Source organism: Bradyrhizobium sp. CCBAU 11434, from assembly GCF_028128895.1.
In the GTDB taxonomy this organism is placed as follows: Bacteria; Pseudomonadota; Alphaproteobacteria; order Rhizobiales; family Xanthobacteraceae; genus Bradyrhizobium; species Bradyrhizobium zhengyangense.
In genome coordinates, this window is record NZ_LBJX01000100.1 from 223,661 (window position 1) to 247,913 (window position 24,253).

21 protein-coding genes are annotated in these 24,253 nt (G+C 62.6%); 15 read left to right on the plus strand and 6 right to left on the minus strand.

Features of this window, described 5'->3' with window-relative positions; genetic code table 11:
* Positions 1–88 precede the first annotated feature (88 nt).
* From XI06_RS33470 to XI06_RS33510, 9 genes are all read left to right on the plus strand, one after another.
* Positions 89–748, plus strand: coding sequence for a TetR/AcrR family transcriptional regulator (locus XI06_RS33470; RefSeq protein WP_333909387.1), 660 nt, complete (start codon positions 89–91; stop codon positions 746–748).
* Between the two features lie 297 nt (positions 749–1,045).
* Complete coding sequence (locus XI06_RS33475) at positions 1,046–1,855, plus strand: ABC transporter permease (protein WP_237863647.1); 810 nt, start codon at positions 1,046–1,048, stop codon at positions 1,853–1,855.
* 52 nt (positions 1,856–1,907) lie between these two features.
* Positions 1,908–2,900 (plus strand): ABC transporter substrate-binding protein, encoded by a 993-nt coding sequence (locus tag XI06_RS33480; RefSeq protein WP_237863648.1) that lies wholly within the window; start codon positions 1,908–1,910, stop codon positions 2,898–2,900.
* Complete coding sequence (locus tag XI06_RS33485; RefSeq protein WP_237863649.1) at positions 2,897–3,745, plus strand: ABC transporter ATP-binding protein; 849 nt, start codon at positions 2,897–2,899, stop codon at positions 3,743–3,745. Before XI06_RS33480 ends, XI06_RS33485 begins: the two co-directional genes overlap by 4 nt.
* Positions 3,746–3,748: 3 nt before the next feature.
* Complete coding sequence (locus tag XI06_RS33490) at positions 3,749–5,134, plus strand: hypothetical protein (protein ID WP_237863650.1); 1,386 nt, start codon at positions 3,749–3,751, stop codon at positions 5,132–5,134.
* The gene (locus tag XI06_RS33495) at positions 5,131–6,282 is read left to right on the plus strand and encodes a Gfo/Idh/MocA family protein (protein ID WP_237863651.1); all 1,152 of its coding nucleotides are present in this window, start codon (positions 5,131–5,133) and stop codon (positions 6,280–6,282) included. Before XI06_RS33490 ends, XI06_RS33495 begins: the two co-directional genes overlap by 4 nt.
* Positions 6,283–6,292: 10 nt before the next feature.
* The gene (locus XI06_RS33500) at positions 6,293–7,483 is read left to right on the plus strand and encodes a dihydrodipicolinate synthase family protein (RefSeq protein ID WP_237863652.1); all 1,191 of its coding nucleotides are present in this window, start codon (positions 6,293–6,295) and stop codon (positions 7,481–7,483) included.
* Complete coding sequence (locus XI06_RS33505; protein ID WP_237889573.1) at positions 7,483–8,346, plus strand: sugar phosphate isomerase/epimerase family protein; 864 nt, start codon at positions 7,483–7,485, stop codon at positions 8,344–8,346. The genes XI06_RS33500 and XI06_RS33505 overlap by 1 nt, the downstream gene beginning before the upstream one ends.
* Positions 8,347–8,413: 67 nt before the next feature.
* On the plus strand, positions 8,414–8,863 hold the full coding sequence (locus XI06_RS33510) for a retropepsin-like aspartic protease family protein (protein ID WP_237863654.1): 450 nt from the start codon (positions 8,414–8,416) through the stop codon (positions 8,861–8,863).
* Positions 8,864–8,977: 114 nt separating this feature from the next.
* On the opposite strand, the gene XI06_RS33515 is transcribed toward XI06_RS33510, so the two are convergent.
* From XI06_RS33515 to XI06_RS33525, 3 genes are all read right to left on the minus strand, one after another.
* Complete coding sequence (locus tag XI06_RS33515; protein WP_237863655.1) at positions 8,978–11,134, minus strand: B12-binding domain-containing radical SAM protein; 2,157 nt, start codon at positions 11,132–11,134, stop codon at positions 8,978–8,980.
* Positions 11,135–11,197: 63 nt separating this feature from the next.
* The gene (locus XI06_RS33520; RefSeq protein WP_237863656.1) at positions 11,198–11,398 is read right to left on the minus strand and encodes a hypothetical protein; all 201 of its coding nucleotides are present in this window, start codon (positions 11,396–11,398) and stop codon (positions 11,198–11,200) included.
* A gap of 152 nt (positions 11,399–11,550) precedes the next feature.
* Complete coding sequence (locus tag XI06_RS33525) at positions 11,551–11,955, minus strand: hypothetical protein (protein ID WP_271607298.1); 405 nt, start codon at positions 11,953–11,955, stop codon at positions 11,551–11,553.
* Between the two features lie 304 nt (positions 11,956–12,259).
* Here XI06_RS33525 and XI06_RS33530 point away from each other — a divergent pair, with 304 nt between their 5' ends.
* Together XI06_RS33530 and XI06_RS33535 are read left to right on the plus strand one after the other, a co-directional pair.
* Entirely contained in the window at positions 12,260–14,059 is a 1,800-nt protein-coding gene (locus XI06_RS33530) for an adenylate/guanylate cyclase domain-containing protein (RefSeq protein WP_237863657.1), read from the plus strand.
* A gap of 464 nt (positions 14,060–14,523) precedes the next feature.
* Positions 14,524–15,714 carry a hypothetical protein gene (locus XI06_RS33535; RefSeq protein WP_271607299.1) on the plus strand — a complete coding sequence of 397 codons (1,191 nt, stop codon included), beginning with the start codon at positions 14,524–14,526 and terminating at the stop codon, positions 15,712–15,714.
* A gap of 183 nt (positions 15,715–15,897) precedes the next feature.
* On the opposite strand, the gene XI06_RS33540 is transcribed toward XI06_RS33535, so the two are convergent.
* From XI06_RS33540 to XI06_RS33550, 3 genes are all read right to left on the minus strand, one after another.
* Entirely contained in the window at positions 15,898–18,756 is a 2,859-nt protein-coding gene (locus tag XI06_RS33540; protein WP_271607300.1) for a hypothetical protein, read from the minus strand.
* Between the two features lie 312 nt (positions 18,757–19,068).
* A complete protein-coding gene (locus tag XI06_RS33545; protein ID WP_237863660.1) occupies positions 19,069–19,746 on the minus strand; it encodes a potassium channel family protein in 678 nt (225 codons plus the stop codon).
* A 6-nt stretch (positions 19,747–19,752) separates the two neighbouring features.
* Positions 19,753–20,973, minus strand: coding sequence for a cytochrome P450 (locus XI06_RS33550; RefSeq protein WP_237889575.1), 1,221 nt, complete (start codon positions 20,971–20,973; stop codon positions 19,753–19,755).
* 106 nt (positions 20,974–21,079) lie between these two features.
* On the opposite strand from XI06_RS33550, the gene XI06_RS33555 reads away from it, so the two are divergent.
* From XI06_RS33555 to XI06_RS33570, 4 genes are all read left to right on the plus strand, one after another.
* Entirely contained in the window at positions 21,080–21,625 is a 546-nt protein-coding gene (locus tag XI06_RS33555) for a phosphonopyruvate decarboxylase (protein WP_237863662.1), read from the plus strand.
* Positions 21,622–22,212 carry a thiamine pyrophosphate-dependent enzyme gene (locus XI06_RS33560; protein ID WP_237863663.1) on the plus strand — a complete coding sequence of 197 codons (591 nt, stop codon included), beginning with the start codon at positions 21,622–21,624 and terminating at the stop codon, positions 22,210–22,212. Before XI06_RS33555 ends, XI06_RS33560 begins: the two co-directional genes overlap by 4 nt.
* Positions 22,213–22,356: 144 nt before the next feature.
* A complete protein-coding gene (locus tag XI06_RS33565) occupies positions 22,357–23,058 on the plus strand; it encodes a TetR/AcrR family transcriptional regulator (RefSeq protein WP_271607301.1) in 702 nt (233 codons plus the stop codon).
* Position 23,059: 1 nt separating this feature from the next.
* The gene (locus tag XI06_RS33570) at positions 23,060–24,253 is read left to right on the plus strand and encodes an efflux RND transporter periplasmic adaptor subunit (RefSeq protein ID WP_237863665.1); all 1,194 of its coding nucleotides are present in this window, start codon (positions 23,060–23,062) and stop codon (positions 24,251–24,253) included.

The window sequence follows — 24,253 nt, forward strand, 5'->3', positions numbered from 1 at the left end:
ATGGCATACCGTAAGCACCCAGCGAGCACCCGGTTTGGCGAAGGCAGCGGCAAAGCGAACTCTGAAATGGCAGCGCGATCCTGAGGGGATGCGGCTGCGCATTCTCGAGGCTGCCAAGCAGGAGTTTTCGGCTCACGGGCTCGCCGGCGCGCGGGTCGACCGCATCGCCACCAAGGCCGGCGCCAACAAGCGCATGCTGTACTACCACGTCGGCAACAAAGACGACCTCTATCTCGCGGTGCTCGAAGGCGCCTATGACAAGATCCGCAGCGAGGAGCGGGGGCTCGATCTCGAACATCTCGATCCGCCCGAGGCCATCAGGCGGCTGATCGAGTTCACCTGGGGCTACTTCCTGCGCAACCCTGAATTCCTCTCGCTGCTCCAAACCGAGAACCTCGCGCGCGCAAAGCATTTGAAGCGCTCGACCAAGGTCAAGTCGATGCACTCGCCTTTTGTCGAGATGATCGGCACCGTGGTGCACCGCGGCGTCGACAGCGGCGATTTCCAGGTCGCGGTCGATCCGGTGCAGCTCTACATCTCGATCGCTGCGCTCAGCTTCTTCTATCTCTCCAACTCGGCAACGCTCAGCGTGATCTTCGGCCGTGATCTGATGGCCAAGGACGCCAAGGACGAACGTCTCGCGCATATGGTCGGCCTCGTGCTGGCCGCGCTGACGGGAAAATCGGTCGCGCTGTTCGAGATCGGGAAAGCGCCGAAGTCGCGGAGCGCGGTGGCGCAGACGGTTTAGCCGAACGCGCCGCTGTCATCGCCCGCCTTGTGCGCGCTTGCGCACTGGGGTGGGCGATCCAGTATTCCAGAGACGCCGATGGGACACGGAGAAGCCGCGGCGTACTGGATTCCCCGCTTTCGCGGGGAATGACACCGAGAGTGGGGCGCGACCATCCTGCCACGCGGCCTTCACGCGCCATCTCTCACGCTCACCTTCCGGAACCCCTGCGCAAAACGTCACAGGGAAACCTCTGGACAGTATTTATCCAACGGGTTAATTTCTCCACACAACGAAGAAGACTGCCGGGAGTGAAAATTGGCCGAGCCGAAGCCACAGGGTGCGCTGTCCAAGTTGCTGAATGCGGCCTGGGTTCGGCCGTTCTTGTTCCTGATCTTCATCGTCGTGGCCTGGGATCTTTCGATCCGTCTTTTCAAGATTCCCGCCTATCAGATCCCAGCGCCGGCCGATGTCGTCGCTGTGCTGCGCTCGGACTGGCCGGAACTGCTGCGCCAATGCTGGCCGACGACCTATGCGACCGTCTGCGGCTTCCTGCTGTCGGCGCTGTTCGGCATTCCCGTTGCGATGCTGATCGCGGGATCGAAGACGGTGGAGAGCTATGTCTATCCGCTGCTGGTGTTCTCCCAGTCCGTGCCGAAGATCGCCATCGCGCCTTTGTTCGTGGTGTGGTTCGGCTTCGGCATCATTCCGAAAGTGATCTCGGCGTTCCTGCTCGGCTTCTTTCCCGTCGTGGTCTCGGCGGTGCAGGGCTTCAAGTCTGTCGACCCCGACATGGTCGATCTTGCGCGGGCCATGCAGGGCAGCCGCTTCCAGGTGTTCTGCGCAGTGAACCTGCCGCATGCGCTGCCGGCGATCTTCTCCGGCCTCAAAGTCTCGGTGACGCTCGCCGTAGTCGGCGCCGTTGTCGGCGAGTTCGTCGGCTCAAATTCCGGCATCGGCTACGTGATGCAGCGCTCGATCGGCACGTTCGACCTGCCGACGATGTTTGCAGCGCTCGTGATCCTCGCTCTGCTCGGCGTCATCCTGTTCTGGATCGTCGACCGCATCGAGAAGCTGATCATTCCCTGGCACGTCAGCCAGCGCGAAGAGGTGATATTCGCATCTTAAATCTGAGCAACGGCCACCAACGGCCGAAACACAACGACAAGGGAGAGTGACGATGAAGCGGTGGATTGGAGCTGCATCTGTGGCGCTGATGGCGTTTGCAGTTTCGCCGGCGCAGGCGGCCGACAAGGTCGTGCTGATGCTGAACTGGTACGTCTATGGCGAACACGCGCCGTTCTACTACGGCAAGGCCAAGGGCATCTATGCCGCCGAAGGCATCGACCTCGAGATCCAGGAAGGCCGCGGCTCGGCCGCGACCACGCAGGCCGTTGCCGCCAAGACCGCCGATTTCGGCTATGTCGACGTGCCCACCATGATGCGCGCGGCGATCAAGGGTGCGCCCGTGATCGCGACCGGCGTGCTGCTTCAGACCTCGCCGATGTCCGCGATGGGTTTTGCCGACAAGAACATCAGGAAGCCCGAAGACATCAAGGGCAAGACGGTCGCGATCACGCCGGCCGATTCCATGACCCAGATCTGGCCGCTGTTCCTGAAGAAGACCGGCCTCAAGGAAAGCGACTTCCAGACGGTGGCCGGCGACGGCCAGACCAAGCTCAACGCTGTCATCAACGGCCAGGCTGATCTCTTGCTCGGCTACGTCATGGACCAGTCGATGAAGATCAAGGACGCGACCGGCAAGGACGTCTATCCGATCAAGTTCGCCGATTACGGCATCAACATGGTCTCCTCGGGCATCATCGCCAACACCGATTATGTGAAGGCCAACGCCGATCTCGTCCGCCGTTTCATGTCGGCGACGACCAAGGCGGTCGAAGCCGCCGAGAAGGAGCCGAAGGCGGCGGCGCAGTCGATCCTCGATGCCAATCCCAAGGGCGGCAAGATCGACACGCTGACGCAGGGCTTTGAGTTGACCATTCCGCTGTACCGGACCGCCGAGACCAAGAGCAAACGGCCGTTCCAGGTCACCGACCAGAACATGACTGACAGCGTCAACCTGATGGTCGAATTTGGCGGGCTCGATGCCAAGGCCAAGGAGAACCCGAAGGCGTTCTACACCAACGACTATCTGCCGAAGAGTGGCACGTGAAACCTGCGACAGCCGTGAACGAAGCCGTGCAACCGGCCGCGCATCTGAGACTGGTGAGCGACCGGGCTGCCGGCGATGCGTCCGGCATCAAGCTGTCAGGCGTATCGAAAACCTATCGGACGCGCGACGGCGACGTGCCGTCGCTGCGGCCGCTCGACTTCCACATCAATGACGGTGAGTTCTTCGTCGTGGTCGGCCCATCAGGCTGCGGCAAGTCCACGCTGCTCAAGTTGATCTCCGGCCTGCTGCCGCCAACCACAGGCGAGGTTCTGGTCGAAGGCGACAAGGTGACCAAGCCGCATGGCAATGTCGGCATCGTCTTCCAGAACGCGTTGCTCTTGCCCTGGCGAAACATCCTCTCCAACGTGATGCTGCCGATCGACATGAAGCGGCTGCCGCGGGACGAATATCTCGTCCGGGCCAAGGCACTGCTAAAACTGGTCGGGCTGGAGGGGTTCGAGAAGAAGCTGCCTTGGCAGCTCTCTGGCGGGATGCAGCAGCGTGCCTCGATCTGCCGCGCGCTGGTGCATGATCCCAGGATCATGCTGATGGACGAGCCGTTCGGCGCCCTCGACGCGTTGACGCGCGAGCGTATGAATGTCGAGCTGATGCGGATCCAGCGCGAGACGAGGAAAACGGTGCTGCTGATCACGCATTCGATTCCGGAGGCCGTATTCCTCGCCGACCGCGTGCTGGTCATGACCGAGCGGCCGGGCGCGATTGCCGCGATCTATGACGTGCCGCTGCCGCGCCCGCGCTCGCTCGACGTGATGGCCGACCCCGTCTTCACCGAGCTTGTGCAACGCATCCGCAAGCATTTCTTCTCGCAAGGTTCGCTGGACTAAACCATGGCGCCGCGCCTGAAGCTGCGAGATATTGCCTTCTTCGAACGGCCCGTGCATTTCGCACGGCCGTTCCGCTTTGGCGCGGTGACCGTCAACGCGACGCCGCAACTGTTCGTGCGGGTCGAGATCGAGGTCGAGGGCAGAGGAACCGCGGTCGGCGCCAGCGCCGAGATGATGGTTCCAAAGTGGTTCGACAAGCGGCCGGAATTATCGCCGGCGCAAACGGTGGACGGCTTGCGACGGTCGCTCCAGATTGCGCGCGGGCTTTATCTGGCGCGGACCGGTTTCCAGACGGCGTTCGATCTGCACGCCTCGTGCATCGGCGCGCAGGTCGCGACCTGTGCCAAAGAGAGCATACCGGCGCTTGCAGCGGCCTTTGGTCCAGCGGAAATCGACAAGGCGATCCTCGATGCGCTCCTGCGTGGCGTGGAGACGAATTTCTTCGACGGGATGGCCAGCAACATCGCGGGAATCGATGCACGGCTGTCGCCCGATCTGAAGGACGCGGACATCGCGGCGTTTCAGTCGGGGCGGAAACCGCTGCCGCGCGTCGCCATCAGGCACACCGTGGGACTTGAGGATGCCGTGGAAGGCGAAGGTGGTGTCGCCGGTGCGGATGCGAATTACTTCAAGCTGAAGCTGTCGGGTAATCCCGCTGCCGATGCGGCGCGGCTGGTGCGCTTCGGCAAGGAGCTGGACGCGCTGGGGCGCGAGTACAAGGTTACACTCGATGCCAACGAGCAATATACCGACCTTGCCGCGCTGCAGGCCCTGATCGACCGGCTGGATCGCGATTCCGCTCTGCGGTCGATCTCATCGAGGCTGCTCTATATCGAGCAGCCGATGCCGCGCGATATCACGAGGCAGTCGCCGCTCGGCTCGCTCGCCGCGCGCAGCTTCATCATCGACGAGGCCGATGAGTCCTACAATACCTTCCCCGCGGCGCGGGCGCTCGGCTATCACGGCATCTCCTCGAAATCCTGCAAGGGACTCTACAAGTCCATCGTCAACGCGACGCGCGCGGCGAAATGGAGCGTGAGCGGAGAAAAGTTCTTCGTGACCGGCGAGGATTTGACCTGCCAGGCGGGCCTTGGCGTCCAGCAGGACCTTGCGCTCGGTGCCTTCCTTGGCGTCACCCACGCCGAACGCAATGGCCATCACTATGTCGATGGCTTTGGCGACACGCCCGCCGCTGAAGCGCGGGCCTTCGCGGCCGCGCATCCCGATCTCTATGCCGATGCCGGGCAGGGCATCCGGCTCAAGATTCACAACGGCGATCTGCTGACGGGATCGCTCAACACAGTGGGCTTTGCGACGTCGGTCCATCCGGACTGGTCGGCGCTTCGCACCCTCGAACAGCCAAAATCACCTCAGGAGTATCTGGCATGACCACCCAACGCCTCGGCCTCATCATGAACGGCGTCACCGGCCGCATGGGGCTCAACCAGCATCTGATCCGCTCGATCGTCGCAATCCGCGACCAGGGTGGCGTCCGCCTCAAGAACGGCGATCGCGTGATGCCTGATCCGATCCTGGTCGGCCGCAGCGCCGAGAAGGTGGAGGCGCTCGCCAGGCGCTTCAACATCACGCGCTGGACCACTGATCTCGATGCGGCGCTCGCCGACAACAACGACATCATGTTCTTCGATGCGGCCACCACCCAGGCGCGGCCGGGCCTGTTGACCCAGGCCATCAATGCCGGCAAGCACGTCTATTGCGAGAAGCCGATCGCGACGAATTTCGAGGAAGCGCTCGAAGTTGTGAAGCTCGCCAATGCCAGGGGCGTCAAGCACGGCACGGTGCAGGACAAGCTGTTCCTGCCCGGCCTGAAGAAGATCGCGTTCCTGCGCGACAGCGGCTTCTTCGGCCGCATCCTCTCGGTGCGCGGCGAGTTCGGCTATTGGGTATTCGAAGGCGGCTGGCAGGAGGCGCAGCGGCCGTCCTGGAACTACCGCAGCGAGGACGGCGGCGGCATCATCCTCGACATGGTCTGCCACTGGCGCTACGTGCTCGACAACCTCTTTGGCAATGTCCAGAGCGTGGTCTGCATCGGCAACACCGACATTCCCGAGCGCTTTGATGAGCAGGGCAAGCAATACAAGGCGACCGCGGACGATTCCGCCTACGCGACGTTCCAGCTCGAAGGCGGCGTCATCGCCCACATCAACATGTCCTGGGTCACGCGCGTCTATCGCGACGATCTCGTCACCTTCCAGGTCGACGGCACCCACGGCTCGGCGGTTGCAGGTCTGACCGACTGCATGATCCAGGCGCGGCAGGCAACGCCGCGTCCGGTCTGGAATCCCGACGAAAAGCGGCTGCACGATTTCTACGGCGACTGGCAGAAGCTCCCTGATAACGTCAGCTACGACAACGGCTTTAAGGAGCAGTGGGAGATGTTCATCCGCCACGTCTACGAGGACGCCCCCTACAAGTTCACGCTGCTCGAAGGCGCCAAGGGCGTGCAACTCGCCGAATGCGCGCTGAGGAGCTGGAAGGAGCGGCGCTGGATCGACGTCGCCCCGATCAAGGCCTGAGGAGGGACGCATGAACAAGCCCGTCCTGCCAATGTCATCCGTGTCGCTCAAGCTGCCGAAGGCCGATCGCACGATCGAGACCTACCGGCTCGCGGCCTCGCGCACGTTCCCTGCGAAGCTCGAGGGGCCGCTCAACCGCATCGCCTTCTCGGCCGTGCACACAGTCACCGATCCCTTCGCGAACAACGATCCCTGGTTGTCGGTGGCCGTCGACTGGGACAAGACCATCGCTTTCCGCGAGCACGTCTGGGACCTCGGTCTCGGCGTGGCGGAGGCCATGGACACCGCGCAGCGCGGCATGGGGCTGGACTGGCCGACTTCGCTGGAGCTGATCACGCGTACTGTGTCCGCCGCCAAGCGGCGCAATGCGCTGGTGTTTTCCGGCGCCGGCACCGATCATCTTGCCGTGGAGGATGCCAGGAGTCTCGCCGACGTTATCAGCGCCTATGAGGAGCAGGTCTCGGCGGTTGAGAAGGTCGGCGGTCGCATCATCCTGATGGCCTCGCGCGCGCTGGCAAAAATTGGTCGCGGCGCCGACGACTACGCGAAGGTCTACAACCGCGTGCTGTCGCAGGTCCGCGAGCCCGTGATCATCCACTGGCTCGGCGACATGTTCGATCCCGCCCTTACGGGATATTGGGGCACCAGCAATCTCGACAAGGCGATGGACGTTGCGGTGGCCATCATCAACAACAACGCGGCCAAGGTCGACGGCGTAAAGGTCTCGCTGCTCGACAAGCAGCGCGAGATCGACATGCGCAGGCGTCTCGACAAGCGCATCAAGATGTATACCGGCGACGACTTCAATTATGCGGAGTTGATCGCCGGCGACGAGCAGGGCTTTTCGCACGCGCTGCTCGGCATTTTTGACGCGATCGCGCCGGCGGCGTCCTACGCGCTGTCGCGGCTCGCGGCTGGCGACGAGGCCGGTTTCCACGATGTGCTCGGGCCGACGGTGCCGCTGTCGCGCCACATCTTCAAGGCGCCGACGCGCTTCTACAAGACCGGCGTGGTCTTGATGGCGTATCTCAACGGCCATCAGGATCATTTCACCATGGTCGGCGGACAGGAGAGCGCGCGCTCGATGCTGCATCTGGCCGAACTGTTCCGGCTCGCGGACCAGGCCGGCCTGCTCGCCAATCCTGAACTGGCGACGCGGCGGATGAAGACCGTGCTGGCCTCGCACGGACTGGAAGACTGATGCGCGACTTTTCGTCCGACCACCGCTGGCTTTCGCTGAACACGGCGACCGTCCGCAAGCAAGGTGATCTCGTCGAGATCATCGAGGCCTGTGCGAGGCATGGCATCCGCGCCATCGACCCCTGGCGCGACCAGGTCGCCTCGGTCGGCCTTGATCGTGCGGCGCGCGCCGTGCGTGATGCCGGCCTCGAACTGTCTGGCTATTGCCGCGGCGGCATGTTCACCTCGGACGCGTCGCACCGGGGCGAGGTGCGCGACGACAATCGCCGCTGTGTCGATGAAGCCAGGGCGCTGGGGGCACCCTGCATCGTGCTCGTCGTCGGCGGCCTGCCGCAATATTCGCGGCCGGGCAGCGAGGCCTCGAAAGACATCGCGGCGGCGCGCGGGCAGGTCGAGGAAGCCCTTGCCGAGATGCTCGACTACGCCAGACAGGCCAACCTGCCGCTGGCGATCGAGCCGCTGCATCCGGCCTATGCGGCCGATCGCGCCTGCGTGAACACGACGAAGCAAGCGCTCGACATCTGCGACCGGCTCGACCCTGATCGCAGCGGCATGCTCGGCGTCGCGCTCGACGTCTATCACATCTGGTGGGACCCGGAGCTGATGAGCCAGATCGCGCGCGCCGGCAAGGATCGTCTGCTCGCGTTCCACGTCTGCGATTGGCTGGTGCCGACGAAAGATATTCTCAACGACCGCGGCATGATGGGCGACGGCGTCATCGACATCAAATCGGCCCGCGCCGCCGTCGAGGCGCAGGGCTTTGCCGGCTACTCGGAGATCGAAATCTTCTCCAACGACTGGTGGAGCAAGCCGATGGACGAGGTGTTGCGCACCTGCATCGCGCGACACCGGACGGTGGTTTAGGTCTCAGGCGTTGCGCCCCCGCCGGTCGAGGCGCTAGGCTGCGGGGCATTGAACCGGTGGATGCCCGATGGCGAAAAAGGTCGTGCCCCGCGGAGCCATTCGCTTCCGCATCAGTGCCAGTCGTCCGCTGCTGATGGTGGATGCGGAGGTGAATGGGCTTGGTCCGTTCAACTTCACGCTCGATACCGGTGCGTCGGCTTGTGTGATTACGCCGGATACGGCACGTACTGTCGGCATCGCGCTCGAGGGTGGGCAGCCGACTGCCATTGGCGCAGGTGGCCAGATCGAAGCCGGCTTTGCAAGGCTTGCCAGCTTCCGGCTCGGGTCTCACACCGTGCGAAATCTCGGCGCGGCGGTGATGCCGCTGGATGCGGTCGAACAACAGCTCGGGGTCAGCATCGCCGGGCTGATCGGTTACAATTTCCTGAAGCGCTTTGTCGTGACGCTGGATTATCCAGGCGGCTTCCTGCGTCTGAAACCGCATTCCGTCAGGAAGCGAGCCCCTGCGAAGCGCTAGAGCATGATCCGGAAAAGTGTGAAGCGGTCTTCCCTCGCGACATCAGCGGAACGCGTTTGCGCGGAGATCATGCTCAAACAAAGAGCTAAAGCGCGATGACGATTCAACCAAATCTCATCCCGCTTTAGCGGCGAGATCACGATGAAGTGCGATCAGGCCCTGTTGGCGCAGCACTTCGAGCCCGAACATGCAGACCTTCTCGGCCGGGATCGCGGATATGGTCCGGTTCGTTGGTGTGAGCCGGCCTGCAATATCAGATACGGTCCGCGCGCCGTCGCATAGCTTCAGCAATTGAGCCGAGAGAGGACTTAGCATGACGACGTCCAGGCGCTTGTCGGCGTGCTGCCGCGTTGCGATGGTGGCGGGCCTGCGCGGGATCCGGCGCAGATCGCCCTTGCGCCGCAGGCAGCGGATGATCCGCTGATAATCGGCGGCGCATTCCGTCAGCACCACGCCGTCGGTGAGCTTCGGCACCAGAGTGATGTCCGAGATGTCCTGGTCTTCAGCCGTGACCTCCGTGGGCGGCGGAGCTTCGGCAAGCAAAGCCCGTTCGTAGTCCAGTATGGAGTGAAGCACGCGCGGCGTGCGGGCGAGTCGCGGCGCATAGTCGTCGCGGACAAAGGCAATGAAGTCGTCGCAGAATGTCTTTGACGCATAATAGCGGCTCTCCTGAAGGTCGGGCCGCGGTCCCCTGTCGGGATCGGCTGCATACCATCGGCGGAAAGCCTCGAATGCCTGCGTCACGTCGCCGGAATCCTGATGCAGGGCAACCAGCAGCCAGCGGAAGCGGACGGAGCCGTTCAAGAGGAAATCGCGCAGCTCCCGCAGATAGGCGCGATCGAGTTTGGGCGTCGGGATCGAGTAGAAGTTCGGAAAGATGTCGACGTGGCTCTGGATCATCTCGCGGTCGACCGGATCCTGCCGCCATCCCTGATGCGACATGTCGGACAGGATGTCGTCGAAAACGAGCTCTTTGCGATGGTGCGATTCCAGTGGCGTTTCCGCCAGCGGCGCCAGGATGTGAAGCTGCGGCTCGGCAAAGTCGAACCGCAGCGAATCCACGAAAAAGTGGACGGTGTCGCGCAGGTCGTCCATCGTTTCGTCGGGAAAGCCCGTGATCAGCGAAACCGCGGTCGTGATCTGGTGCCGGTCCGTGGCTTCGATGCGCGTCGCAGCCTCGGCGAGATCGATGTTCTTCTTGACGATGGTCTGGAGCCGGGCCGAGCCTGTCTCGATGCCGAAGAAGATGGCCTTGCAGCCGGCGCGGGCCATGGTCGCGATCATCTCCTCGTCGATGCAGTCGGTTCGCGCGCTGCAGTTCCAGTAGAACTGCTCGCCTGTCGCGATCACCGCTTCGCAAAATGCCATCACCCGCTTGCGGTCGACCGTGAACATGTCGTGGATCAGGTCGAAGGTCGTGATGCCGTAGGTGTCGCGCACGAGGCGCATCTGCGCGATGACAGTCTCGGGCGACTTGAGCCGGAATTTCCGGCGGAAGAAGTCGTTGGTCGAACAGAACGAGCAGGCGAACGGGCAGCCGCGGCCGAGTTCGAGCGGCACGTAGTGGCAATCCCTCAGTTCTGGGTAGAGGTGAAAGGCCGGAAGGGGGATGGCGTCGAGATCGGCGATCACGGCCGCGTTCGGAGCCCGGACGATGCGGCCGCCGTCGCGATAGGTGATGCCGTGAATCCCTGACGGCGTCGCGCCGCTCGCAATCGCAGCGATCAGCGCAGGAAGGGTCTCCTCGGCCTCACCTCGGACGATGACGTCGACGAAGGGATAGGCCTTCATCGTCGGGACGTCCACCACCGAGGCCTGCGGCCCACCGAAGATGATGGGAACGCCGGGGCGCCGGCGCTTCATTTGCTCCGCGATCCGGATCGTCAGCGGATAGCTGCTGCAGATCGAGCTGAACCCCAACACGTCGAATGCCAGCTGATCGAGCTCGGCCGCAACATAGGAGCAAAAGTCGGTTTTCGACGCGGTCTCGCCGGGCGCGCGCAGATAGCTGTAATAGAGCCGGTTGAGATCGACGATCTGAGGCGCCGCGCCGCATTGTTCGAGCACGGCAGCAAGGCTGAGCACGCCGATCGGTGCGTGCTCGGCGATGAGCCGGATCGCTTCGCTCTCGGCAACCTCGGGATCCTCGAAATCAGTCACGGTCGGCGGTCCGACCAGGCACACTTTCAGCGCGTCGCCGGGTGATGACCGCAGAGACGAACTGTCCGTGCGCTCGGTTTCGCCGGGCGCCGACGATGATTCATGCAGCATGGCTCGCCGCCCTTGATGTTATCGGCGACACGGAATGCCGTTGCCTCGGCGGAACGTAATCCCTCAGGCCTTCGGCCTGGAGAACACGATCACGACAACGACGACCACGACGATGCGGCGGCGCGCGAGCACCTCCGGGCCGCCGAGGTGTGTCACGACCTCGTTCTTGAAGTTCTTCTTGAGCGAATTGATCTGGGCTTTGGAGAGCCCGATATCGGGGAGAGTGAGAACGACCTTATGTTCGGTGTTCTTTGCTGCTGCCATAGGATGCTCCTCGCCGTTGTGGAGAGTAACTTTCGTCAATTCATTCGGCGGACGGTAATCGTCAGAGCCGAAACGAAAGCGCAGTGGCCTATCGAAATCGCAGTCTCGCGACTAAGCGCGAAGAGATTTTGTAATACTGCTCAAATAGACTGTCAACAAAGGGTTGCATTATATAAATCTGGCAACTTTGTCGCATCTTGATGCGAGCATCGCCGGAAAGACTCGCGTATCGCGTTCAGTCCTGATTGCAAGGCTCGATCTCGAGCGTGACCAGACGTGCCAGCGGCGTCGCCCTCCATGGGGACAGGCTTCGCGCGACGGGATGCAGCGGCGCGACGTCGCCATATCCGGTCGTGGTCATGGTCGCGAAGCTGAAATGGATCACCTCGCTCGCGAGCCTTGTCCTCCACCTTCATGCTGACAAAGGCGGCTGGATCGAGCGAGCCGATGAAAGTGTAGAGCGCCGCGAGGATCACCGCGATCGTCAGATAGAGCAGCGCCGCACCGATCACGCGATGATAGGTCACGCGACCCGGCGCAAAAATCTGCCACGCCACCGCCCAGGCCCTCGTCGTTCACGCGATGAGCCACGAGAGACGCGCCTTCGGGGCGCCGCTCGGCGTGGCACAGAAATCGTCCAGGACGGGTTCGGCAAACTCGGCGGTTGTGATGCACATGACACTTTACCCCCGTTTTCGGTGGCAGAATGGCCATGGTCGGACTTGCTGCCGGCTCGACCCGATCCAGCCATCTGCTCAACGGCGGTCGCGCAGGTCAACCGAATGTTGTAAGGTTTCGTGATCGCGCGTCACTGCTCGGAAGGTGCCCGGGTACTTGGTCCGTTGGAATGGCAAGGTGCGCATGAATCAGGCTGAGCAAGCGACAGAGGCGCCGTCCATCGCACCGTCGATGATTACGAGGCGGCTAGCTGCCATCGCCTTTGCCGATGTCGCCGGCTTTTCCCGGCTCATGGGGCTGAAGGACGTCGAGACCGTCATGCGCTGGAGGGCGTTGCGGACCGAGATTATGGAGCCTCACATGGCTCGCCACGGTGGACGGATTGCCGAGATTGCGGGCGACGCCGTTCTGGTCGAATTCCCGAGCGTCGTGAACGCCGTGCGTTGGGCTACCGACGTTCAACGCGTTCAAGAGCGCGTCGTCGGCGATAAGGATCCATTCGCGCTGCATCTTCGCATTGGCATCAACGTCGACGATATCATTGACGAAGATGGAATATTGCAGGGCGACGGCGTCAACGTTGCGTCCCGTATCCACCAGGCCGCGCAGCCTGGCCAGATAGTCGTCACGGCGGCCGTCCGCGACTATGTCATCAATCGACTGCCACTGACATTTCATCACCTCGGCGCGCCTGTGATGAAAAATATCATGCGAACCATTCATGTCTACTCCGTCGAGTGGACTGAGGGAGACGCTGACCGCCAGATCGCGCAGCCATACCTGCAATGGGCGTCGAAGCCGACGCTCGCCGTGCTGCCATTCCGGACAATCGGCGGTACCGACGACGACAGCTATTATGGTGAAGGGATCACGGACTCGATCATTACCGGCCTCTCCAGAAATCGGTCGCTTTACGTCATTGCGCGCAATTCTACCCTTCGTTATAGCGCCGGCGGAAGAGACCTGCGACAGATCGCCACTGAGCTCGATGTTCGTTACCTGCTCGACGGCAGCGTCCAACGCCAGGGCAGGCGATTGAGAATCAACACGGAGTTGACCGACATCTTGGGGAATGTCTCGATCTGGGCCCAACGTTACGAAGGTTCTGCCGACGACCTGTTTGAATTTCAGGATCGAATTGCCTCAAGCATATTGTCCTCGATCGAGCCGCGCGTGCGTGCAGTCGAGATGGCTCGCGTCGCTGACCGCCCGACCGAGAGTTTGGATGCGTTCCATTGCGTCCTCCGCGCGATGTCGCTTCTTTATCTCCTTACCGAAGAAAGCCACCGGGAAGCGGGTCAACTCCTGGAGCGGGCGATCGTGCTCGATCCGCACTATGCTCAGGCCCATGCCTACCTTGCGTGGTGGCTAAACTTCCAGTTTGGCGAAGGTTGGTCGCTGGATCCGGACAGCGATCGGGCGCGTGCCCTCATCGTGTCGCGGCGTGCCATCGAACTCGACCCCGACGATCCGTTTGCGCTGGCGGTGGCCGGGCACATTCTCTCTTTCATGGGAAAATCACCGGAAGAAGCGCTGGAGCTTTTTGGGCGGGCGCTGGCGCTCAACGAGAACTTGGCGTTCGCATGGGGCTTGAGCGCCTTGACGCTCGCCTATTTGGGGCGGCCCGACGAAGCGCTGGAGCGATTGCAGAACGTGTGGCGTCTTAATCCCTTCGATCCCTTGAATTTTTATTTTTGGATCGTGGCGGGAATTGCCGAGTTCGTCGCTGGGCGATACGATGAAGCGATCGTTTACCTGAACAGGTCACGGCGGGCGAATCTACTTTTCCGTCCCTGCATACGAACTCTCGCCGCCGCGCTCGCCCTTTCGGGTGACGAAGCTGGAGCCGAATTGGCGGCTCGAGAGCTTCTCGAAATTGAACCTTCGTTTAGAGTCTCAACTTTCGTTTCCTGGTATCCGCTGCGTAAGGATGATCTGGATCGTTTGGCGAAGGGATTGCGCGCCGCGGGGTTACCGGAATAGCCGCATGTAAATTTCAAGCGTCAGGGAGGCTTAACATGGGAGCTGGAGCTGGTGCGGGAGCGGGCGCAGGTGCGGGGGCAGGTGCCGGAGCGGGAGCAGGCGCAGGCGCCGGAGCGGGCGCAGGTGCTGGAGCAGGCGCCGGAGCAGGCGCCGGAGCAGGTGCTGGCGCCGGGGCAGGTGCTGGCGCGGGGGCAGGAGCAGGCGCGGGCGCTGGAGCCGGTGCGGGAGCCGGAGCCGCCGCGGCGGGGGGGGGGGGGGGGGGGGGGGAAGCAGGGCCGGGCACGGGGCGCAGTTTTTACGCAACTCCATGGGACCTGGGCTTCCGATCTTGGGCACTCGACTTCACTCCGGATGACGCCGGGAATCCGCCGTATCCGTGGGCGGAAGTCGTAAATCCCTATCAGGTCGACGCAACCGGGCAGGATGCGTTCCTCGAATGGACGACCGATGATTGGGACCCGGCATTGCGGTTCTGGACGCTCCCATACGACCGTCATCTCACGCAATGGCTGAAGGCAGTCGATCCTTCTCGGCCGTCAATCATGGTGGCGCAGGAATTCGGTGGCCAACCCCATCAATGGCAATTCAGTCGGGCTGACCTGCTTGCGAGGAGCTGGCTGGAGAGCCTCGATCTGGCGTGGCAGCCAGATCCACGGCGGAATCCTCAGAATCCCGATCACTACCCTGGCGCCACAGGTTCCGATTGGACCAACGCGATAGCCGACGCCTTCGACTCGATCCGCAGCGAAATTGAACAACTGCAAATGTTGATGCAGGACGATCGCGATCGTTACATGGCCGAAATCATCGAGCAGGCGGATGGCAGTGGCGGCTACATCACTTCATTCATCGACACCAGTGAAGCACGGCGCCCGTGGACAATGGAGCTCATCAACTGCGGGTACGCCATCGGCAACATCGCATATTTTTACTACAAGCAGCAGTTCAGGCGCGTTCGCCCCTCGACGTTATGCCCGGGACTCGCGCCTCCGTTCGGTCCTCCCGCCCATCCGTCGTTTACCAGCGGGCATTCCTTCATCGGTCACTTCATCGCGCTCCTGCTCCTGGAGATACCGGCGCTTCGCCAGCGCTACGGATTGTTCGCCGCTCCCTACAAGGGCTCGCCGGGCAATGCGATCGATCCATGTCTACCCGTAACGGTGACCATTTCTTTGGCTAACCCGGCTGTGGTCCAAGGGAACGTGGCACTGAACGCCGGCGATCCGGTGTTTTTCCAGACGACGGCTGGCGGCGCGCTTCCAGCGCCGATTGCACCTGGAACGACTTACTATGTGATACCGACCGGGACGGCTGGTGCCTTTCAGATTTCCAGTTCTCCGCCGAACCCCAACACGACGCCTACCCCCGTTAGTACTCTCGGAAGCACGCAATCGGGCGTACAAACACTTGTCCGAAACCCACTGGCGGGGCGTCGCGAGATTGATTCGCCGCTGCTTTGGCTTGCCGGGCGTATCGCAAAGAACCGCGAACGTCTCGGCGTCCACTATCCTTCGGACTCCTCCGGAAGTCGTCACATCGCAGCGGGTATCTGGCGGGCGCTGCTTCACGACAGCACGCCGAGCCGCATCTATTGTTCGACGCTCAACTCGGTGCTTGCCCACGCGACCGCCGAGTGGCCGACGAAGTGGACCTGAGCGAGCTTTGTCCGCTCTGCTCCGCGGGACCTGAACAACGAAGCTCGGGCTGCCGCTAGAGCATGATCCGGGAAAGTGTGCAGCGGTTTTCCCTCGCGACATCAGCGGAACGCGTTTGCGCGGAGATCATGCTCGAACAACAACCTCAAGCGCGATGATGATTCATCCCACTCTCATCGCGCTTTAGGGGCGGCCAACGACGATGAGACCAAGGTTGTTGTCATTGGGGACGAGGTCAATGAGTGCCGTGGGCAATTGGCTGCACGGGAGGAGCGTCGTTGGGTCCGTGTTGGCTGCATCGTCCCCGCATGTCGCGATAGCCAGCACCACATAGCGGGTCCCGGTTGAGGGTGGGTTGAACGTGAATTTAAATTCGACAGGCGGAGCACCAGGGTTGATGGTCTTGCCGGGGCTTGGTGACGGGGTGCACTTTTTCCACGGTGTTGATCCTGGTGATGGATCATTCCATTTCGGCGGGGCGCTGCCACTGGGCCATGCGTGCCACCAAACGCTGACTTTCACGTTCTTTGCCTGCTGACTACCGCGGCTTCCGACCTTCACGGAAATCTTGCCGCCCGACACGACGATCGCGTCTTGGTCGGCCTGCCACAAGGGCGGGGCATCTGAACCGGACTGTTGGGGATCCCAATCGAGCGAGACCGGATTGTAGCTGCCCGGTCCGTACGCGATATCGTCGCAGGGCGTGACTTCCGAAAGTGGTCGTCGGTCCAGGATGTAGATGTCGACCGGGGGTGGAAGGCCTGGCGCGTTGGTGATCGTTCCGGCAGCGGTATACAGGCCCTGGACTTCGAACGCCCAGCGAATGACTTTGTGCACACAGCCGCCAATCCGTTGGAATGAGAACGATTTGGTGCTGCTGGTGCCGTACGGGGGCGGAGGAAAAGTCACGTCCCAGTGGACGTTCCAGGGAATGGTGCCGATATCGGCGTCGATCAGCGCGGAGACCAACTGATCCGGCTCGTTGGCCAACACCGTGGTCGACGTCGGCAGAATCTGAATCCCCCTCATGATGAGGTAGACGGAATAGAGCGAAGCCGACTCGCGAGCGGTTCGGTCAGGCTGGTTTGGCGTTCCCACCACCTTCGTATCGCCGCCAATGGCGCGGTACAGCCGGAACAGTGATGACGAGAGGATCTGCTCGGTCCAATAACCCTTGCGGCGAGGCGGCGTTGAATCGGGAACCTGGGACAGTGCATAGTGCAACGCGCCGCCCCAGCTCCATCCATGCGACACGCATCGGTCGTGGCGACGCGGCGTAAACACCCACGGGAACGTCGCGCCGCGCCAATTGGCATCTCCCGCCAATTGCGATTGCGGGTCTGAGACGATCGCTGCGAGCGCGTCGCCGGCGCTGTGGGCGAAACGGAATTCCAGTTCGCCGACCGAGCACATCAGAAGCACGTGTCCGATCTCGTGCCAGATCCAGCGCGCGTCGGCCGCGATGCCGAGCGGCTTCGCTTGCGAGCGGTTGGTTCCGTCCCACGGCTTGCGTGCCCGGGTCGACAGGTCGCCCAGCGCCAAATGCAGTTGCAGAATCGGACGATCGCCGAGCGCGGTCGGTCCGACGTAGTCGACCGGCCAGCCCTCCGGAAGAACACGCGCGTTGACTGTCTGCCCGTCCTTGCCCGGCCCCGGCCTCACCCCGGAGCGATAAAAGATCTTGAGCGGCAGGCTCGTGATCCGAAAGTAGGAAGCCGCACTCATTCCATACGCATCGAGCCGCAGGAAGAATTGCCTGACATTGTTGTAGGCGCTGATTGCCGCGAAGCCGTTCGATCGAACGGGAGGCGCGGACGTGCCAGGCAGATCGACTGTCTTCGGATCTCCCGGCTTGGGGTAAGGGGGAGGAGGATAGGGATAGGGAGGGGGAGGACCGTCGGCAATGACAAATCCGGGGCAAACCACCACCCTTTCATCTTCGGTGAATCCTGATGGCAGCGGAAACGTCGTTGGCGGGAAGATCAACGGATCCGACCGATACGCGGTGATTGCCTCATCGTCGCGATATTGGTCGAGTGTCTCTTCGCTGCGTGTCGGGCGCCGCTTGCGAAGATCGGCCGGCGGCTGCTGCGAGGCAGGATCAAGCGGAAACACCCACGCGTGTCCAGGCGTCAGCGCGTCGGCGACGAGCTCAACCTTGCTGACAAGAGCCCCAGCCTCAGTCGGCGTCCCGGAGAACACGAACGAATATGGTGTGGCCCCGGTTCGCCCGCCCTCCGTTTCGGGCTTGCTCGTAGCTTGCCATTGGACAAGCGCTGTCTCTCCGTCGGATGTGGTGGCGATCCGGACGCCGCGAATGGAGACGGATTGATCTTTCAAACCAAGCTGACCGGACATCTCGGCTTTGACCCGAGCAAGCTTGTCCGTATTGAAGATCGCTGCGAACGCTTTCTCGTCCTTGTTCAACAAACCGAACACTTCGGCGGTGCTGTAAGGACCGAACGGAAGTGACGCGGTCATCCCGGTGATGCGTATTTCGTATTTTTTATTCTTGGGCCGCACATGCGCGACGACGCGGATGCCGAACCCCGAGCCCAGGAAATGGCCGGTCGATTTAAGTTTGGAGCTGGGATCGGGAATCCACTCGGAAGCCACCAAAATCACGGTCTGATCGAAGATCTCGCCCGCCCGCTCGCGCTCAACTCGGAACGACACGAACGGGTCGCCGGCCGTGTCATCGTGTGGATCGGCAGGAGGCCAGCCAAGGGGCAGCCACCGCATCAAGCCCGAAAAGCGACGCTTGAAGAAGTCCGGCGAGTTGGTCTTGAACACTCGCGGCAGACGGATGGGCGGATCGATATCGGGATTGCCTGCCACCGCTTCGAGGTAAGCATTTCCCACGCGTTGCATATTGGAATCATCAATTTTGGGAACGGTTCTCAGAAACGGAGCCGTTGGATGACGCAGCACGATAGAGGTCGGTTCGTTGACCGCATCGCCCCAGCGCTCACTCCAGAGCGCATATTTGCTGGGATGCCATTCTGCTAAATCGCGCGGTCGGCGAGCAACTTTATCTGCCATCTGCCACCCCTCCTGCTTGAGGCCGCCTCGCTGTGACGGAGCTCAATGGTGTGCGCACTTGTGCCTGGCGTCGTTGTCGATGAATTCTACTCCATGCCGCCATCTCGCGATAGCCAATCGCACAGGCAAGCAGCTTGCCGCCAAAGGTTGAGCCCTGCTGCCGGGGGGCGCAATGTCCCGAGCGCCTCGTCATGCGCGATGCTGCCGATTTGCTCTGGCGTATCAAATGGTTCTGTGTGCCCACCTGTTATTGTCGATCAACCCGCCGTCTACTGTGCATGGGGTTGTTTTCGACTTTTGGATCGTTGGGGCTCAGGAATCCTGCCTGCGATGCTCGATCTCGAGCGTGACCAGCCGGGCCAGCAGCGTCGCCGGATAGAGCTGGCCGAAAATCGCCTCCATGTTGCACAGGCTGCGCGCGACGGGATGCAGCGGCGCGACGTCGCCATATCCGGTCGTGGTCATCGTCGCGAAGCTGAAGTAGATCACCTCGCTCGCGAGCTTCGGACTGTCCTCCACCTTCATGCTGACAAAGGCGGCTGGATCGAGCGAGCCGATGAAAGTGTAGAGCGCCGCGAAGATCACCGCGACGGTCAGATAGAGCAGCACCGCGCCGATCACGCGATGGTAGGTCACGCGACCCGGCGCAAAGGTCTGCCGCGCCACCGCCCAGGCCATGGTTGTTCCCACGATGAACCACGAGCCGGCAAACAAATTCAGGTCGAGGATGGATGGCGATCTGATCCTCAGGATAGCGCCTGTTACGATCATGCCGAGCGCGATCAGCATGCCGACCACCGCGAACGGGCTGCCTGATATCACGAAGATGCCGACGACGAGCAGCAGCGCCAGCACCAGCTCGGACACCTGGAACGCGAACAGCCCCAGCGCCTGCAACGGCGCGACCACGAACATCATGACCACCATCAGCACTGTCAGCACCGTCAGGGCGGGATCTGCCCAGCGTTCGCGCAATTGATCGATGGTCATGACGCCTCAGCCGATCGAGCAGGGGACGCTCAGAAAGCCACGAAACCGCACGCGGCCGCCGCGCACGGGCTGGCCGCTCACGGCATAGTTCGGGAAGCGCGCCAGGAAGCGCGAAATCGCAATCGCGCCCTCGAGCCGTGCCAGCGCCATGCCGGCGCATTGATGCGCGCCGGTGGCAAAGGCAAGATGCCGGTTCGGCGTGCGCGCGATGTCGAAGCGTTCAGGGTCGGGAAACTGCGCGGGGTCGCGGTTGGCAGCGCCAATGCACAGCGTCACCGATGTGCCGGCCTCCAGCATGACGCCGCCGAGCTCGACCGGCTCGGTCGTCATGCGGTTGCCGAGCTGGTTCGAGCTTTCGTAGCGAAGGATCTCTTCCACCGCGGTCTTGATCAGGTCAGGGCTGTCGATCAGCCTTTGCTTCTGGTCGGGATTGCGATGCAGCGCCACGAGGCCGTTACCGATCAGATTGGTGGTGGTCTCGTGACCGGCATTGAGCAGGAAGATGCAATTGTGCAGCAGCTCCTTCTCGGTCAGCCGCTCGCCGTTGTCTTCACCCTGGATCAGGCGTGTCAGCACGTCGCGATCAGGGTTGCCCGGCTGCCGGCGCCGGCGCGCGACCAGCGTTTCGAGATAGGTGAGGAAATCCGTCACGGCCTTGTTGCCGCGCGCGGCAACCTCCGGCGAGACGACCGGCTCGAGCGCGCCAAGGATCGCCAGCGACCAGTCGCGCAGCGGCGCACGTTCGTCATGGGGCACGTCGAGCAGATTGCCGATCACCTCGATCGGGATCGAGGCGGCAAAATCCTCGATCAGCTCGCAATGGCCCTTGGCGGCGATGGCATCGAGCAATCCGTCGACCAGCTTGACGAGGTCGCCCTCCATGCCGGCGATCGCGCGCGGCGACAGCGCGCCCATGATCAGGCGCCGCACGCGGGTGTGAGCGGGCGGATCATTGAAGACGAGACTCGTGGTGTGATGCTCGTAGAGCGGCGTATCGCCATATTTCGGCGCGAACTCGCGCTTCTTGTCGGAGCTGAACGACTTTGTGTTCTTGTAGGTGGTGAGAAGGTCGTCGTAGCGCGTCAGGAACACGGTGCCGCTCGCAAGGCGCTTGACCGGTTCGTTCTCCCGCAGTGCACGATAAGTCGGGTAGGGATCGTCGTAGAATTCACTGGTCAGCTTCGCCAGATCGAACCTGGCCGCCAATTCTTTCGCACTTGCGTTCATCCGCCATACTCGCCTGATGAGACCGATATGCCGTTTTCGCTCTTTCGAGCCGTGCGGATCACCGTCTACAGTCTCGCCGTGATTTGCTAGCCGACCGGACAGAAAAATGCACGCCCGCGCTGACGCTGCCGACACGACGACGCCGACCTGGCCCGACGACATTTTCGCGACCTTGCAACGCTTCGACGTGCGGCAGGTGCCTTACGTGCCCGACGCCGGCCATTCGAAGCTGATCCAGCGTGTGCTCGGCTCATCCACGATGCGGGGCATTCCCCTGACGACGGAGGAGGAGGGCGTGGCGCTGCTCGCGGGCGCCTGGACCGGCGGCCAGCGCGGCGTCCTGCTGATGCAGTCGAGCGGCGTCGGCAACTGTATCAACATGCTGTCGCTGATCCCGATCCTGCGCTTTCCGTTCCTCACCCTCGTGACCATGCGCGGCGAGTGGGGCGAGTTCAATCCGTGGCAGGTGCCGATGGGCTCGACCACGCAGGGCGTGCTCGAACTGTCCGGCGTCAAGGTGCTCCGCGCCTCGAACGCAGCCGAAGTGCCGGCGGTGCTGGAGGCGGCAGCCGCCCAGGCCTACAACGCGCTCACGCCCACCGCCGTCCTGCTGTCGCAACGCCTGATCGGGGCCAAGGTTTTCACCAAATGAGCAAGGCCAATCTTCTCGACCGCCGCCAGGTGGTCTCCGCGCTGCTTGCGGATCGTAAGGACGTGGTCGCCATCGGGGGCCTCGGCGCCTCCACTAACGACATCACTGCCGCCGGCGACCATGCCCGCAATTTCTATCTCTGGGGTGGCATGGGCGGCGCTGCGATGATTGGGCTAGGCTTGGCGCTGGCGCAGCCAAAACTGCCGGTGCTGGTCATCACCGGCGACGGCGAGATGCTGATGGGGATGGGGAGCCTTGCCACCATCGGCCTGCAGAAGCCGTCCAATCTCTCAATCGTGGTGCTCGACAACGAGGCCTATGGCGAGACCGGCGGCCAGACCAGCCACACCTCGGCCGCCGCCGACCTGGTCGGCGTCGCCAGGGCCTGTGGCATTGCCGACAGCCGTGCGATCTCGACCATGGCCGAGGTCGAAGCCTTCGCCAAGACCATCCACGACCTCTCGGGAGGGCCGCGCTTTGCCAATGTGAAGATCGACAGCGCCAACGTCGAGCGGATCCTGCCGAGCCGGGACGGGACTTACATCGTCAATCGGATCCGCGGCGACCTCGGTTTCCAGCCGATCTGACGCGGTCCCTCCTGATCCGGTCCCCGCAGGCGGCGTTCTCCCCGCGGAGGTAACCTGTGACCAATTTCCAACAGATCCCACCCATCTAGGTTGCGTCGCACCATTTGGCTTGACTTTTGCGTGGGTGAGTGCTTACTCACTAGCATGAGCTCATTGCGTATGACGAGCGACCTGAGGCGTCAATTGATCCTCGGAGCCGCAAAACGCTGCTTTGCCCGACACGGCTATACCGGCACCACGACGAAGAGCGTGGCGGCCGCCGCTGCCATTTCCGAGGCACTGCTGTTCAAGCATTTCCCTTCCAAGGCGGCGCTGTATGCCGAAATCCTCAGCGATGAGTGCGAGGCAGACCCGGCGCTGATGGAACTGCTCGAGCGGGAGCCGTCGACGGCCACCCTGGTCGAGCTGATCCGCAGCATGGTCCAGCATTTCCTGGAGACCGCCGCCGGCCCCGACCAGGAAGAGGCCCAGCGTCTGCGACTGATGGTCACCAGTCATCTGGATGACGGCGAGTTTGCCCGTTTGCTATATGCCAAGATCGAGACGCTGATCGGCGCGGTCTTCGTCGCCTCGCTCGAACGCGCAGTCGCTGCCGGGGATGCGCGGGCCTGCGGCAGCGAACCGCTCAACCTGTTCTGGTTTGCGCACCACACGGTGATGACCGCTGCGCTGACCAGGCTGCCCTCGGTGCACTGTCTCGCCTATGGCGGGGCGAACGATCTGGAGCGGCAGCTCTGTGAGTTTCTCCTGAGAGGCATCGGACTTAACGACGCCGCAATTGCTTCGCATCTGGGCCACGAATTGGCCCCGGGTGCGGACAAGACGGCGATTGCAGAGAGTGCATGACATGAACATCGTAGCCGAACACAAGATTTCGGGCGAACCGATCGACAGCAAGGCCCCCAAGCGTCCGGTTCGGCCGGTGCTCTGGTTCATCATCATCGGCACGCTTCTGGGCGTGCTCGTCGGTGGTTTCGTCTGGTTCAATTATTTCCGTGGCCAGATGATCAAGCAGTTCTTTGCCAACAACAAGCCGCCGCCGACCCTGGTGAGCGCGGCCGAAGCGAAGTCCGAAGTGGTGCCGAACCTGCTGACCGCAGTCGGCGGCCTCGCTGCCGTGCACCAGGTCGACGTCACCTCCGACGTCAATGGACGCGTCATCGAGATCAAGTTTGAGCCGGGCATGCACGTCGAGGCCGGCATGCCGCTGGTGCAGCTGTTCGACGGGCCGGAGCAGGGCGATCTTGCCAACTACAAGGCGCAGGCGACTGGCGCGCAACTCGCGCTCGACCGCGCCAAGCAATTGGCGGCGCGCCAGTTCGGTCCGCAGTCGACCGTCGATGCCGCGCAGGCGACCTATGACCAGGCCATGGCCGGCATTAGCAAGACGGAAGCGCTGATCTCGCAGAAGCTGGTGCGCGCGCCGTTCTCCGGCGATCTCGGTGTCCGCAAGGTCGAGGTCGGACAATACCTCACCGCGGGTACGGCGATCGTGTCGCTGACCGACCTGTCGGAGCTCTGGGCCAACTTCACGGTGACGGAAAAGGACTCGGGCAACCTCAAGGTTGGCCAGTCGGTACGGCTGAAGGTCGACGCCTATCCGGGCCGCACCTTCGACGGCAAGATCACCACGATCGAGCCTCAGATTGCTGCCGAAACCCGCAACATTCGCGTGCAGGCAACGGTTGCCAACCCGGAGAAGATCCTGAAGCCCGGCATGTTCGTGACCACCACGGTGGTGCTGCCGGACAAGCCGGCCGTGATCACCGTTCCGGAAACGGCGGTCGACTACACGCTGTACGGCGACTCCGTGTTCATGATCACCGAGAAGAAGGAAGACGACGGCAAGACGACGCTGAGCGCGGTGCGCACGTTCGTGCAGACCGGCAATCGGGTCAACGGCCGCGTCGAGATCATCAAGGGCGTGAAGGCGGGCGACAAGGTCGTCGCCGTCGGCCAGCTCAAGCTGCAGTCGGGCGCCGCTGTCGCAATTTCGACCGACCCCGCTCCGTCGGTCCCGGCGCAGCCGCCGCGCTACTGA